Source organism: Stenotrophomonas sp. 22DLJC03 (assembly GCF_056861405.1).
In genome coordinates, this window is record NZ_JBSPUG010000003.1 from 596,120 (window position 1) to 609,164 (window position 13,045).

Consider the following 13,045-nt stretch of genomic DNA (forward strand, 5'->3'; position numbering starts at 1 on the left):
TTCCCCCGAGAACCCTTTCGCCCATGAAGAAGACCCTGTTGCTGCCCCTGCTCGCCGCTGCGCTGGCCCTGACCGCCTGCGGCAAGTCCGGCGAGCCCTCGCAGAAGCTGGTGGTGGCCGCCACGGCCGTGCCGCATGCCGAGATCCTGGAAGTGGTCAAGCCGATCCTCAAGCAGGAAGGCGTGGACCTGGATGTGCGCGTGTTCAATGACTACGTGCAGCCCAACGATCAGCTGGTGCAGAAGCAGGTGGATGCCAACTACTTCCAGACCGAGCCGTACCTGGATGCCTACAACCGCGATCGCAAGAGCGATCTGGTGAAGGTGATCGGCGTGCACATCGAGCCGTTCGGCGCGTACTCGCGCAAGATCAAGTCGCTGGCCGAGCTGCGCGAAGGCGCCGACGTGGTGATCCCGAACGACCCGAGCAACAACAGCCGCGCGCTGATCCTGCTGCACAAGGCCGGTGTGATCGAGCTGAAGGACCCGACCAACGCGCTGTCGACCCAGCGCGACATTGCTGCCAACCCGAAGAAGCTGAAGTTCCGCGAGCTGGATTCGGCGATGCTGCCGCGCGTGCTGGACCAGGTCGATCTGGCCCTGATCAACACCAACTACGCGCTGGATGCCGGCCTCAACCCGACCAGGGATGCACTGGCGATCGAGAGCAAGGATTCGCCGTACGTGAACTTCCTGGTCGCACGCCCGGACAACAAGGACGATGCCCGCGTGCAGAAGCTGGCCAAGGCCCTGACCAGCCCGCAGGTGAAGGCCTTCATCGAGACCAAGTACAAGGGCGCGGTGCTGCCGGCGTTCTGACCGGCGCTACGGACGTTCTGGCCATGCGGTAGTGCCGGCCGCTGGCCGGCAATCTGCAAATGCTGCCAAGGATCATGGGGTTGCCGGCCAGCGGCCGGCACGACCGTCAGTCGACGTGGAAGGCGAGGGTGGCGGCCACCGCCTGTTGCCACCCCGCATACAGCTTCTCGCGCCGGGCCACCTCCATCTGCGGCTCGAAGCGCCGGTCCAGGCCCCACTGCGCGGCGATCTGCTCGCGGCTTGACCAGAAGCCCACGGCCAGCCCGGCCAGATAGGCCGCGCCCAGTGCGGTGGTTTCGGTCAGCCGAGGCCGCAGCAGCGGTACGCCGAGGATGTCGGCCTGGAATCCGGCCAGGAAGTCATTGCCGATCGCACCGCCGTCGGCGCGCAGTTCGGTCAGCGCGATGCCGGCATCGGACTGCATCGCATCAAGCACGTCGCGGGTCTGGTAGGCCATGGCCTCCAGTGCCGCGCGCACGAAGTGGGCCTTGCGGGTGCCACGGGTCAGGCCGAACATCGCCCCGCGTACGTCACTGCGCCAGTAGGGCGCGCCTAGGCCGACGAAAGCCGGCACCAGGTACACGCCACCACTATCGGGAACCTGCGCGGCCAGCGCCTGGCTGTCGCTGGCGCGCTCGATCATGCGCAGTCCATCGCGCAACCACTGCACCACGGAACCGGCGACGAAGATCGACCCCTCCAACGCGTACTCCACGCGCCCGTCCAGGCCCCAGGCGATGGTGGTCAGCAGGCCATTGCGCGAGCGCACCGCCTGCGCGCCGGTATGCATCAGCATGAAGCAGCCGGTGCCATAGGTATTCTTGACCATGCCCGGCTGGAAACAGGCCTGGCCGAACAGCGCTGCCTGCTGGTCACCGGCGATGCCGGCGATCGGAATCGGATGGTCGAAGAAGAACTGCGGCCGGGTGTGCGCGTACACCGAACTGGAGTCGCGTACCTGCGGCAGCATCGCGCGAGGGATGTCCAGCAGTGCCAGCAGGTCGTCGTCCCAGTCCAGCGTGTGGATGTTGAACAGCAGGGTGCGCGCGGCATTGCTGTAGTCGGTCACGTGCGCCTGGCCACCGCTCAGGTTCCACACCAGCCAGCTGTCGATGGTGCCGAACAGCAGCTCGCCGCGTTCGGCGCGTTGCTGCGCGCCCTCCACATGGTCGAGGATCCAACGGATCTTGGTGGCCGAGAAATAGGCATCGATCAACAGGCCGGTACGCTCGCGAACCAGCGCTTCATGGCCTTCGGACTTCAACCGTTCGCAGATGGCGTGGCTCTGCCGCGACTGCCAGACGATGGCATTGTGGATCGGCTGGCCGGTCGAGCGGTCCCAGACCACGGTGGTTTCGCGCTGGTTGGTGATGCCCAGTGCGGCGATGTGGCGCGGGTCGATCTGCCCGCGGCTGAGCAGTTCGGTCAGCGTGGCATAGACACTGGTGAGGATCTCGCGGGGGTCATGCTCGACCCAGCCCGGCTGCGGGAAAATCTGCGCGAACTCGCGTTGCGCGCTGCCGACGATGTCGCCGGCATGGTCGAACAGGATCGCGCGCGAACTGGTGGTGCCCTGGTCGATGGCCAGCACGTAGCGGGGCGTCATGCAGCGTCTCCGGTAGCGACGGTGTTGGTAGAGTCGAGCTTGCTCGACTGCTTTTCATGTCAGTCGAGCAAGCTCGACTCTACCGTCTATCGATCCATTCCTGCAGCCGTGCCACCTGCGCAGTATCCAGCCGCAGGCCCAGCTTGCTCCGCCGCCACAGCACGTCCTCGGCACTGCGCGCCCACTCGTGCTCGCACAGGAACGCTACCTCGCGCGCATGCAGTCCAGCGCCGAATGCATCGCCCAGATCGGCCATGCTCTGTGCGCCTTCCAGCAACGCCAGGCTGCGGCTGCCGTAGGCTTCGGCCCAGCGCCGCGCGATGTCCGCTGGCAACCACGGCGCCAAAGCCAGCAAGCGTGAGCACGCCTGAGCGGCGTCGCCCCAGTCACTGCCCGGCAGTGGTTCTCCCGTTGCCGTCCATGCCGCTCCCATCTGCGACAGGGCGGGGCGCAGCAGCTCCAGCGCTTCCTCGGCCAGCACCCGATAGGTTGTCAGTTTCCCGCCCAGCACGTGCAGCGCCGGTGCCGGATCAACCTGCAGCTGCAGGCGGTAGTCGCGGCTCAGCTTTGCCGCGCGCGGGTCGGGGTCGGCCAGCAGCGGACGCACCCCGGCGAACTGCCAGACCACATCTGCCGCGCTGATCGGTTCGCGCAGATAGCGGTTGGCGGCCTCGCACAGGTAGGCGACCTCCGAAGGCAGCACGCTGCAGCGTGCCGGGTCGCCGCGGTAGTCGGTGTCGGTGGTGCCAACCAGCAGGTGGTCGTGGGCGAACGGCAGCAGGAACACTACGCGGCCATCGGGTTGCTGCAGCAGGCAGGCACTGTCGTCAGGCCAGGCGCGGCGCAGCACGATGTGGCTGCCCTGCACCAGGCGCAGGGCAGGGCCGGCGCTGCGCGGCTGCATCCGATCCAACAGGCCGCCTGCCCACGGACCGGCGGCATTGACCACGGCACGGGCGATCACCGCCTGCTGCTGGCCGTCGGCTGTTTCCAGCGTCACGTGCCAGCGGCCCTGTTCGGCGCGCAGGTCGACGCAGCGGCTGTGGACCCGTACCTGTGCACCACGTTGCGCGGCATCCCGCGCGTTGAGGATGACCAGACGCGCATCATCGACCTGTGCATCGGCATAGCTGAACGCCTGTCGCAGCGATGGCGAGAGCTGTGCACCCAGCGGGTCCTGGTGCAGATCCAGTGCACCCGATGCAGGGAAGGCGGGGCTGCGCGGCCCCAGGTGGTCGTAGAGCCACAAGCCCGTGCGCAGCAGCCAGCGTGGGCGCAGGTGAGGTTCCCAGGGCAGCACGAAACGCAGCGGCCGGACCAGGTAAGGGGCCTGGCGGCGAACGACCTCGCGTTCGCCCAATGCCTTGCGTACCAGGCCGAACTCGCGCTGCTCCAGGTAGCGCAGGCCACCGTGGATCAGCTTGCTGCTGGCGCTGGAGGTATGCGCAGCAAGGTCATGCTGCTCGCACAGCAGCACGCGCAGGCCACGACCGCTGGCATCACGGGCGATGCCGGCACCGTTGATGCCGCCACCGATCACCAGCAGGTCGACTTCATGCATTGCGCCTCCGCATCCTGTTTGTGTGTAGAGCCGACTGTCAGTCGACTCTACAGAACGCGGGTGACGGAAACGACGACGGGCCCCGAAGGGCCCGTCGCGTTACATCAGTGAAGCAGGTACAGCCTGGATCAGAAGCGGGCGCCGATGCCGAAGCCGACGGTCCACGGATCCATCTTGGCTTCGCCGATCTTCTCGCCGCCAACCTTCACGTCCGGGCGCGAGCGCATGTAGCGGGCGTCGGCACGGGCGAACCAGGTGGAGTTGATGTTCATGTCCACACCGACGGTGCCGATCACGCCCTTGGCATCCTTGAAGCGGATGTCGCTGTCAGCGCCGTTGCCCAGCTTCTCGTTGCTGAAGCTCGACTGGTAGTAGCCCACGCCCACGAACGGACGGAACACGTTGTCAGCCTGGCCGAAGTGGTACTGGCCGCTCAGCGCGATCGGCTGCTGCTCGACCGAGCCCAGGCGGGCGTTGTCCGGACCCTTGAACTTGTTGTCGAACTTGTCGGCAGCGCCCCACAGTTCAACGGCCCAGTTGTCGTTGATGTAGTAGCTGAAGCTGACGGTCGGCGCCGGGCCGCCATCGGTCTTCTTCACGCCGGTGATCGGGTCGTTCTTCGGTTCCAGCAGCGAGATGCCGCCAACAACGGCAAAATGCTTGCCCGAAGCGGTATCGGTGGTGCTGCTGTCCTGGGCGAAAGCGGCCGGCGCGAACGCGGCGGAGGTCAGCAGGGCGAGACTCAGGATACGGATGGAGCGCATGGGGGTATCTCCTAATGTTTCTTGTTTTGGGCCCCCGGTTGCGGGGCGAGCACACCGTAGTCGCCCCAACATGAATCGAATCCGACGCGCGTTAAAAAATAGTTTTCCTTGTTCAGCGACTGGAGCGGAAAGCCTGTTTTCATGGGCTTTTCGGCCATCGGTGGCATTCATGCAGTTGGAGAAGATGTGAGCGAAGCAACGTTGTGCATCGGCCTGCAAGCGCAGGTGAACGTGGATTGCAGGGTGCTGCTGCTGGGCTCGATGCCCGGCGTTGCGTCATTGCAGGAGCAGCGCTACTACGCCCATCCGCGCAATCGTTTCTGGCCGTTGCTGGCCGATATCTGCGGCTTCGACGCAGGACTGGCCTACCAACAACGGCTGCAGGCACTGATGGCGGCAAAGGTCGGCCTGTGGGATGTGATTGGCCAGTGCGAGCGGCGCGGCAGCTTGGATGCCGACATCGTGCGTGGCACGGAAGTGCCCAATGCGCTGCCGGCACTGATCGCTTCGCTTCCTGAGCTGGAGCTGATCGGTTGCAACGGCGGTGCGTCGCTGCAGGCGTTCCAGCGCTGGGTGTTGCCCCGTCTGGAGGCCCCTCCGACGCTGCTGGCGCTGCCATCCACCAGCCCGGCCAATGCCGCGTGGTCGTTGCCGCGCCTGCGCCTGGCCTGGCAGCCGGTGGCCGACGCACTGGCGACATGAAGCGGACATCGTCCGGACAATACGCTACCGACTGGATGCAGCCGCAGCCCATGGGCAACAGCGTGTCCCGGCTGCGTGCGTACTGAAAACACCTGTAACGGTTGGCGCTGGCCCCCGCTGGCCGCACAATAGACGTTTCCCTACACCAGATTGCCGGAGTTATCCCCATGGCCGAAATCAAGGAAGCACTTGTCCCCGATATCGGTGACTACAGCGATATCCCGGTAATCGAGGTGCTTGTCGCCGTCGGCGACACGGTCAAGAAGGACCAGGGCCTGGTGACGCTGGAAAGCGACAAGGCCACCATGGAAGTGCCGTCGGCCGTCGCCGGCGTGGTCAAGGAGATCAAGGTCAAGGTCGGTGACACCCTGTCCGAGGGCAAGGTCGTGGCGCTGATCGAAGTGGCTGAAGGCGAGGCTGCCAAGCCGGCAGCTGCCGCCCCGGCACCGGCCAAGGCAGCGGCTCCGGCTGCCGCCACCCAGAGCGCACCGGCCCCCGCCGCTGCTGCGCCGGCTGCCCCGGCCGCCAGCGGTGGTGCGGTTGAAGCGCTGGTGCCGGATATCGGCGACTACTCCGGAATTCCGGTCATCGAAGTGCTGGTCGCCGTCGGCGACACGGTCAAGAAGGACCAGGGCCTGGTCACGCTGGAAAGCGACAAGGCCACCATGGAAGTGCCGTCTTCGGTGGCTGGCGTGGTCAAGGAGCTGAAGGTCAAGGTTGGCGACAATCTGTCGCAGGGCAATGTGGTCGCCATCATCGAGGCCGAGGGCGCTGCTGCGCCGGCACCGAGCAAAGCAGCGGCTGCCACTGCTCCGGTTGCCGCAGAGACCGCCACCAAGGTGGAGCCGGTCGCCGTGCCGGCTCAGCCGGACAAGCTGGCTGCTCGCGAGATCGCCTCGGCGGGTACACCATCCAGCCCGCCGGTGCAGTTCAACGCCGATGGCGTGCTGCCGGCCAAGGTGCCGTATGCCACTCCGGCCGTGCGCGTGTTCGCCCGCGAGCTGGGCGTGGACCTGCTGCAGATCAATGGTACCGAGAAGGGTGGCCGCATCACCAAGGGTGACGTGCAGAAGTTCGTCAAGGCCGCGCTCAGCGGCGGCGTACCGGCGGCTGCCGGTGGTGCCGTTGCCGCCGGTGGCGGCCTGAACCTGCTGCCGTGGCCGAAGGTCGACTTCAGCAAGTTCGGCGACGTTGAAGTGCAGCCGTTGTCGCGCATCAAGAAGATTTCCGGCGCGAACCTGGCCCGCAACTGGGCCATGATTCCGCACGTCACCCAGTTCGAACAGGCCGACATCACCGACCTGGAAGGCCTGCGCGTGGCGCTGAACAAGGAAAACGAGAAGGCCGGCATCAAGCTGACCATGCTCGCCTTCCTGATCAGGGCCAGTGCCGCGGCGCTGAAGAAATTCCCGGAGTTCAACGCCTCGCTCGATGCAAGCGGCGAGAACCTGACCCTGAAGAAGTACTTCAACATCGGCTTTGCCGCCGACACCCCGAACGGTCTGGTCGTGCCGGTCATCCGCGACGTGGACAAGAAGGGCGTGGTGCAGATCGCGCAGGAAACCGGCGAACTGGCCAAGAAGGCGCGCGACGGCAAGCTGGGCCCGGCCGACATGAGCGGCGGCTGCTTCTCGATCAGCTCGCTGGGCGGCATCGGCGGCACCGCGTTCACCCCGATCGTCAATGCACCGGAAGTGGCCATCCTCGGCGTCTCCAAGTCGTCCATCCAGCCGGTCTGGAATGGCAAGGAGTTCGCACCGAAGCTGATGCTGCCGCTGTCGCTGAGCTACGACCACCGCGTCATCGATGGCGCCCTGGCCGCACGCTTCACCACGTACCTGTCGCAGGTACTGGCCGACATGCGCCGCGTGCTGCTGTAAGGCATCCGCTTCGCCCCCATCGTGCGGCCGCTGCCCCTGGCGCGGCCGCCTGTCGAAACGCAGTGACAGCCCGCCGGCCACGCCGGGCGGGCCCGAGGAAAACCCACCATGGCCACGATTGAAATCAAGGTTCCCGACATCGGCGATTACAGCGATGTACCGGTGATCGAAGTGCTGGTCGCCGTCGGCGACACGGTGAAGAAGGACCAGGGTCTGGTGACCCTGGAATCGGACAAGGCCACCCTGGAAGTGCCGTCCTCGGCTGCCGGCGTGGTCAAGGAAATCAAGGTCAAGCTCGGCGACACCCTGTCCGAAGGCGCCGTGGTCGTGGTGCTGGACGCTGAAGGTGCCGCCGAAGCCCCGGCCAAGGCTGCCGCGCCGGCCCCGGCAGCGGCCGCTCCGGCCAGCAAGCCGCCGGTGACCCCGTCGCACCGCGCCCCGGCTGAACCTGCTGCGCCGAAGCCGGCGCTGTCCAGCGGCAAGCAGGCCGACATCGAATGCGAAATGGTCGTGCTGGGCTCCGGCCCGGGCGGCTACACCGCCGCCTTCCGCGCCGCCGACGTCGGCCTGGATACGGTCCTGGTCGAGCGCTACGCCAGCCTCGGCGGTGTCTGCCTCAACGTGGGCTGCATCCCGTCCAAGGCCCTGCTGCACGCCGCAGCGGTCATCGACGAAGTGGCCCACGCCGGTGATTTCGGCGTCGAGTTCGGCAAGCCGACCATCACCCTGGACAAGCTGCGCCAGTACAAGGAAAAGGTGGTCAACCAGCTGACCAAGGGCCTGGCCGGCATGGCCAAGCAGCGCAAGGTCCGCAGCGTGCAGGGCGTGGGCAAGTTCGTTTCCGCCAACGAACTGCTGATCACCGCCGAAGACGGCAGCACCCAGCTGCTGCGCTTCCAGAAGTGCATCATCGCCGCCGGTTCGCAGGCGGTGAAGCTGCCGAACTTCCCGTGGGACGACAAGCGCGTGATGGACTCCACCGACGCACTGGAACTGGCCGAAGTGCCGGGTTCGCTGCTGGTCGTCGGTGGTGGCATCATCGGCCTGGAGATGGCCACCGTGTATGGCGCGCTGGGCAGCAAGGTCACCGTGGTCGAGTTCATGGACCAGCTGATGCCAGGCGCCGACAAGGACCTGGTCAAGCCGTTGGCCGACCGCCTGAAGAAGCAGGGCATCGAAGTGCACCTGAAGACCAAGGCCTCCGGCGTGACCGCCGATGCCAAGGGCATCACCGTGACCTTCGAAGCCGCCGAGGAAGGCCAGGCGCCTGCGCTGGCGCAGGGCACCTTCGATCGCGTGCTGGTGGCCGTGGGTCGCTCGCCGAACGGCAAGAAGATCGATGCCGAGAAGGCTGGCGTGCAGGTGACCGACCGCGGGTTCATCCCGGTTGATCGCCAGATGCGCACCAACGTGCCGCACATCTTTGCCATCGGCGACATCGTCGGCAACCCGATGCTGGCCCACAAGGCCACGCACGAGGGCAAGCTGGCCGCCGAAGTGGCTGCCGGGCACAAGAAGGAGTGGGTGGCCCGCGTGATTCCGTCGGTGGCCTACACCAACCCGGAAATCGCATGGGTTGGCGTGACCGAGACCGAAGCCAAGGCCAAGGGCCTGAAGGTCGGCGTGGCCAAGTTCCCGTGGGCGGCGAGCGGCCGCGCGATCGGCATTGGCCGTACCGAGGGCTTCACCAAGCTGATTTTCGACGAAGAGACCCACCGCATCATCGGTGGTGCCATCGTCGGCGTGCATGCCGGTGACCTGCTGGCCGAGATCGGCCTGGCCATCGAGATGGGTGCGGAAGCGGAAGACATCGGCCACACCATCCATGCGCACCCGACGCTGAGCGAATCGGTGGCGATGGCCTCGGAAATCTACGACGGCACGATCACCGATCTGTACATGCCGAAGAAGAAGTAAGGCGCCCGCGCCTTTGCGAACGAAAAGCCCCGGCATTGCCGGGGTTTTTTTTGTTGGGCCTCGATCATTCTCACTGCAAGCGTTCGGGCCGGCCGCGCAGCGGCTCGGCTTGCGGACAGTCGAGAGCCACTGCCTAGTCCGCCTGGATGCCTGACACGCGGACGGAGAGGGGGCTGGGTGCGAAGTAAAGGAAGAGGTGACGGCCGCAGGCCGGCGCCGGGGGACATTCGCACCCAGCCCCCTCTCTCCCTCAAGCGCTCGACCAACCCGCTTCTGCTCTTCTGTCAGAAGCCACAAAAAACGCGGCCCCGATGTTCCGGAGGCCGCGCCAGGAGAGAGGATGCCGTGGAAGGGGCGGGGGATCAGAACACGAAGCTGACGCCGGCCACCGGGCCCTTGAATTCCTGCTTCAGGCCGATGGTGCCATCGCTGCCCTTCTTGTCCGCGTCGAGCTTGAACCAGTCGTAGCCGGCGAACACACCGAAGTTCTTCGTGAAGCGGTAATCGACGATGGCGTTGGCGCGGCTCAGGTCGCCCTTGTAGTCATCGAAGCTGCCCCAGCGCGTATTGAGGTACTGGCCCTGCAGCGTGATCATCCACTTTTCCGACGGGGTGAAGCTCAGGCGCGCACCGACCACTGGCGCGACGCCGTCGGTCTTCTCGTTGAGGAACTGGCCCTCATAAACGGTACCCAGATCGGCGTAGGCCTTGGTGCTGACCTTGGCGTACTCGGCACCCAGCTGCAGGCCGAGGTCGAAGGTATCGGTGTCCACCACCGAGTAGTCATAGACCAGGCTGGCGACCTGGTATTTCAGCTCACCCTTGACGAAGCTGCCGGACGGCACGTTGACGTCACCGAAGGAGATGTCCTGGCCGAGGGTCTCGCGGCGGTCCTTGTCGTACTTGAAGTAGTTGAACAGCAGGCGTTGGCGGTTGCTGATGCGGAACATGCCGTCGATGCGCGGCTCCCATTCCTTGCCACCCAGCTTGAAGTCCTCGGAGAAGCCGATGTCCTGGCCGGCGACGTTGGTCTTGCCGCGAAGGGTGTTGTCCGAGTCGATGTTCATCGCACCCAGGCGCAGGGCGAAGCGGTCATCGCCTTCAGCGGCGTGGGCGGCTGTGGCGAACGAAGCGCCGGCGGCGAGCAGGGAAAGGGCGAGCAGGGTGGGTACGGGGCGCATCGAAGAGTCCTTGCAGTGGTTCATCAGAATGAAGACCACTGTGCCGGACGGCGCCGTCCACCATCCGTGAACGTATGGTCCACGGCATGTGCACGGTTCAGCGCTGTCGCGACGATGCAAAAAAGATGGCCCCGGAGCGGGGCTTCGGGGCCATCGTGGGACCTGCGGGGCGAAGCGTCGACGAGGTTGCTGCAGGCAGGTCGAAAGATCGGACCGGCACCCTGCGGCGAAAGTTCCGTGGCCTGCGACCAAAGTTCAATACTGCGCTGCAACATCGCGCGGACGTCATTGTCCCCCGGGTGGCACGCAAAAATGTAAGCGCTACCGCAACTTGCGGCTTCCCGGGATGAACAGGCAGCGGTTGTCTCGCAAATTGTCCCATTGCTATAATTTGGCGGCTCGATGAGGCCCCCCTTGCTGTAGCCGCCTCAGCCTTCCACTTGCAACCACGCGGGACGTCCTGTGCTGAACTCCGTTGATGCGGGTCGGCGACTGATGCTGCGCGCCGCGGTCTACCCGCTGGCCGCAGTGGCTGTCCTGGCCCTGGCCTTCCTGCTGGTTGGTCCGAAGTATGCCCTCGGCGCGCTGGCGTCCGGTGTGGCCATTTCGGCCGGTGGCTGGGTTGCGGCACGGATGGCACTGGGCGGGGGGGCACTGGGCGCAGGATCGGCGATGGCTCGCCTGATCATTGCGATCGTCGCCAAGTGGGTAGTGGTATTCGGCGTCCTGCTGGTGGGGTTCCTGGTCTTCAAGCTGCCTGCATTGGCGCTGTTGGCCGGTATCGCCGTCGGTCTGATGTTCCAGGTCCTGGCCATGGCCAGGCGTTGACAGAATTCAATTAACTGAAGGTTCCGGACACATGGCGGGCGAGGCTCTAACCCCTACCAGCTACATCCAGCATCACCTGCAAAACCTGACCGCGCCGGTCGGCAAGGGTGAGGGTATGTTCTGGCACATCCACGTCGACACCTTCCTCACCGCGGTCCTGATGGGCCTGGTGATTGTTGTCGCGTTCTGGCTGGGAACCCGCAAGGCCACCGCCGGCGTGCCGGGCAAGTGGCAGGCTTTCGTGGAAATCTGCCTGGAGTTCGTCGATCGCCAGGCCAAGGACACCTACCACGGCAAGAGCAAGCTGGTGACGCCGATCGCCATCACGATCTTCTTCTGGATCCTGATGATGAATCTGCTGAAGATGATCCCGGCCGATTTCATCGCCAAGCCGCTGGAATGGGCGGGCGTCCACTACTGGAAGCCGGTGCCGACCGCTGACGTCAATGCCACCCTGGGCATGGCCTTCAGCGTGTTCTTCCTGATGCTTTTCTTCGCGCTGAAGTCCAAGGGCCTGCTCGGCTTCATCAAGGAATTCCTGACGGCGCCGTTCGGCAAGTGGATGATGCCGTTCAACCTGATCCTCAACATCGTCGAGTGGCTGAGCAAGCCGATCTCGCTGGCGATGCGACTGTTCGGCAACATGTTCGGCGGCGAAATCGTGTTCCTGCTGATCTGGGTGCTGGGTGGTGCCGGTTTCTTCGGTGCCATTGCCGGTGGTGCGTTCGGCCTCGGCTGGATGCTGTTCCACCTGCTGGTGATCCCGCTGCAGGCCTTCATCTTCATGATGCTGTCGATCGTGTACCTGAGCCTGTCGGAAGACGCTCACTGAGTTTCAAGCTTCAACGCGTTTCAACCTTCATCCGTTTCATCACCCTTAGCAACTTAAGTTCCTGGAGATAACCATGTACTTCGCCGTCCTGACCAACTTCGCGCAGATTCAGAGCTCCACCGCCCTTGCCGTCGGCATCATGATCGGCCTGGCCGCGCTGGGCGCCGGTCTGGGTCTGGCCATCATGGCTGGTAAGTTCCTGGAGTCGGCCGCCCGCCAGCCGGAACTGATCCCGGTCCTGCAGGTGCGCATGTTCATCACCGCTGGCCTGATCGACGCCGCGTTCATCATCTCGGTCGCCGTCGGCCTGCTGCTGGCCTTCGCCAACCCGCTGTCGGCTGCCTTTGCTGGCGCCGTCACCAAGGCTCTGGCCGGCTGATACAGCGGTTTGAGACGACCGGGTGCTGATGCACCCGGTTTCGGATGAAGGCCGGATGCGCCGCTTCGGCGGCGCGTCCACCCCGAAACCAGCGATCGAGCTAACCATGAATATCAATTTCACCCTTCTTGCGCAGGCGCTCGCCTTCGCTGGTCTCATCTGGATCATCGCGACCAAGATCTGGCCGCCGCTGATGAACGCGATCGAAGAGCGCCAGCAGAAGATTGCTGAAGGCCTCGCTGCTGCCGACCGCAGCCAGAAAGATCTGGCCCAGGCGCAGGAGAAGGTCAACGAAGCGCTGAAGGAAGCCCGCACCAAGGCCAACGAGATCATCGATCAGGCCCACGCGCGTGCCAACCAGATCGTTGATGCTGCCCGTACCGAAGCGATCACCGAAGCCACCCGTCAGAAGGATCTGGCCCAGGCCGAGATCGACGCCGCCGCCAACCGTGCCCGTGAAGATCTGCGCAAGCAGGTGTCCGCGCTGGCCGTGACCGGTGCCGAAAAGCTGCTCAAGCGCGAAATCGACGCCAACGCCCACAAGGCGCTGCTCGACGAGCTGGCCTCGGAGATCTAA

Annotated in this window: 12 protein-coding genes; 8 read left to right on the forward strand and 4 right to left on the reverse strand. The window is 65.2% G+C overall.

From position 1 onward, the window contains the following. The first annotated feature begins 23 nt into the window (after nucleotides 1–23). Complete coding sequence (locus tag AC13GA_RS13455) at nucleotides 24–818, forward strand: MetQ/NlpA family ABC transporter substrate-binding protein (RefSeq protein WP_046987545.1); 795 nt, start codon at nucleotides 24–26, stop codon at nucleotides 816–818. Nucleotides 819–924: 106 nt separating this feature from the next. Here the strand turns inward: AC13GA_RS13455 and glpK are convergent, their stop codons facing one another. The 3 genes from glpK to AC13GA_RS13470 all read right to left on the reverse strand — a co-directional run bounded on the left by glpK (nucleotide 925) and on the right by AC13GA_RS13470 (nucleotide 4,749). Beyond that, on the reverse strand, nucleotides 925–2,424 hold the full coding sequence (glpK, locus tag AC13GA_RS13460; RefSeq protein WP_046987546.1) for a glycerol kinase GlpK: 1,500 nt from the start codon (nucleotides 2,422–2,424) through the stop codon (nucleotides 925–927). A 79-nt stretch (nucleotides 2,425–2,503) separates the two neighbouring features. Beyond that, nucleotides 2,504–3,985, reverse strand: a complete 1,482-nt coding sequence (glpD, locus tag AC13GA_RS13465) for a glycerol-3-phosphate dehydrogenase (RefSeq protein ID WP_482998349.1) — start codon at nucleotides 3,983–3,985, stop codon at nucleotides 2,504–2,506. 128 nt (nucleotides 3,986–4,113) lie between these two features. Further along, nucleotides 4,114–4,749, reverse strand: coding sequence for an OmpW/AlkL family protein (locus AC13GA_RS13470; protein ID WP_428709890.1), 636 nt, complete (start codon nucleotides 4,747–4,749; stop codon nucleotides 4,114–4,116). Between the two features lie 186 nt (nucleotides 4,750–4,935). On the opposite strand from AC13GA_RS13470, the gene AC13GA_RS13475 reads away from it, so the two are divergent. The 3 genes from AC13GA_RS13475 (at nucleotide 4,936) to lpdA (ending at nucleotide 9,248) form a co-directional block, all read left to right on the forward strand. Next, a complete protein-coding gene (locus AC13GA_RS13475) occupies nucleotides 4,936–5,451 on the forward strand; it encodes a DNA-deoxyinosine glycosylase (RefSeq protein WP_136639052.1) in 516 nt (171 codons plus the stop codon). A gap of 167 nt (nucleotides 5,452–5,618) precedes the next feature. Next, nucleotides 5,619–7,331, forward strand: coding sequence for a dihydrolipoyllysine-residue acetyltransferase (gene aceF / locus AC13GA_RS13480; RefSeq protein WP_482998350.1), 1,713 nt, complete (start codon nucleotides 5,619–5,621; stop codon nucleotides 7,329–7,331). A 108-nt stretch (nucleotides 7,332–7,439) separates the two neighbouring features. After that, nucleotides 7,440–9,248 carry a dihydrolipoyl dehydrogenase gene (gene lpdA, locus AC13GA_RS13485; protein WP_482998351.1) on the forward strand — a complete coding sequence of 603 codons (1,809 nt, stop codon included), beginning with the start codon at nucleotides 7,440–7,442 and terminating at the stop codon, nucleotides 9,246–9,248. A gap of 362 nt (nucleotides 9,249–9,610) precedes the next feature. Here lpdA and AC13GA_RS13490 read toward each other — a convergent pair whose 3' ends face one another. Then, nucleotides 9,611–10,429: a hypothetical protein gene (locus AC13GA_RS13490; RefSeq protein WP_010481314.1), complete on the reverse strand. Its 819-nt coding sequence runs from the start codon at nucleotides 10,427–10,429 to the stop codon at nucleotides 9,611–9,613. Nucleotides 10,430–10,891: 462 nt separating this feature from the next. On the opposite strand from AC13GA_RS13490, the gene AC13GA_RS13495 reads away from it, so the two are divergent. The 4 genes from AC13GA_RS13495 to AC13GA_RS13510 all read left to right on the forward strand — a co-directional run bounded on the left by AC13GA_RS13495 (nucleotide 10,892) and on the right by AC13GA_RS13510 (nucleotide 13,045). Then, complete coding sequence (locus tag AC13GA_RS13495; RefSeq protein WP_211195204.1) at nucleotides 10,892–11,257, forward strand: hypothetical protein; 366 nt, start codon at nucleotides 10,892–10,894, stop codon at nucleotides 11,255–11,257. 31 nt (nucleotides 11,258–11,288) lie between these two features. Then, a complete protein-coding gene (atpB, locus tag AC13GA_RS13500; protein WP_295382031.1) occupies nucleotides 11,289–12,089 on the forward strand; it encodes a F0F1 ATP synthase subunit A in 801 nt (266 codons plus the stop codon). A gap of 73 nt (nucleotides 12,090–12,162) precedes the next feature. After that, nucleotides 12,163–12,468: a F0F1 ATP synthase subunit C gene (gene atpE / locus AC13GA_RS13505; RefSeq protein WP_005411133.1), complete on the forward strand. Its 306-nt coding sequence runs from the start codon at nucleotides 12,163–12,165 to the stop codon at nucleotides 12,466–12,468. Nucleotides 12,469–12,574: 106 nt separating this feature from the next. Further along, entirely contained in the window at nucleotides 12,575–13,045 is a 471-nt protein-coding gene (locus AC13GA_RS13510) for a F0F1 ATP synthase subunit B (RefSeq protein ID WP_012512170.1), read from the forward strand.

What these genes read in the sequence shown, in the direction of transcription:
- atpB (WP_295382031.1), top strand. Translation starts at nt 11,289, where the DNA reads ATGGCGGGCGAGGCTCTAACCCCTACCAGCTACATCCAGCATCACCTG.
- lpdA (WP_482998351.1), top strand. Translation starts at nt 7,440, where the DNA reads ATGGCCACGATTGAAATCAAGGTTCCCGACATCGGCGATTACAGCGAT.
- aceF (WP_482998350.1), top strand. Translation starts at nt 5,619, where the DNA reads ATGGCCGAAATCAAGGAAGCACTTGTCCCCGATATCGGTGACTACAGC.
- glpD (WP_482998349.1), bottom strand. Translation starts at nt 3,985, where the DNA reads ATGCATGAAGTCGACCTGCTGGTGATCGGTGGCGGCATCAACGGTGCC.
- AC13GA_RS13510 (WP_012512170.1), top strand. Translation starts at nt 12,575, where the DNA reads ATGAATATCAATTTCACCCTTCTTGCGCAGGCGCTCGCCTTCGCTGGT.
- atpE (WP_005411133.1), top strand. Translation starts at nt 12,163, where the DNA reads ATGTACTTCGCCGTCCTGACCAACTTCGCGCAGATTCAGAGCTCCACC.
- glpK (WP_046987546.1), bottom strand. Translation starts at nt 2,424, where the DNA reads ATGACGCCCCGCTACGTGCTGGCCATCGACCAGGGCACCACCAGTTCG.
- AC13GA_RS13470 (WP_428709890.1), bottom strand. Translation starts at nt 4,749, where the DNA reads ATGCGCTCCATCCGTATCCTGAGTCTCGCCCTGCTGACCTCCGCCGCG.
- AC13GA_RS13455 (WP_046987545.1), top strand. Translation starts at nt 24, where the DNA reads ATGAAGAAGACCCTGTTGCTGCCCCTGCTCGCCGCTGCGCTGGCCCTG.
- AC13GA_RS13490 (WP_010481314.1), bottom strand. Translation starts at nt 10,429, where the DNA reads ATGCGCCCCGTACCCACCCTGCTCGCCCTTTCCCTGCTCGCCGCCGGC.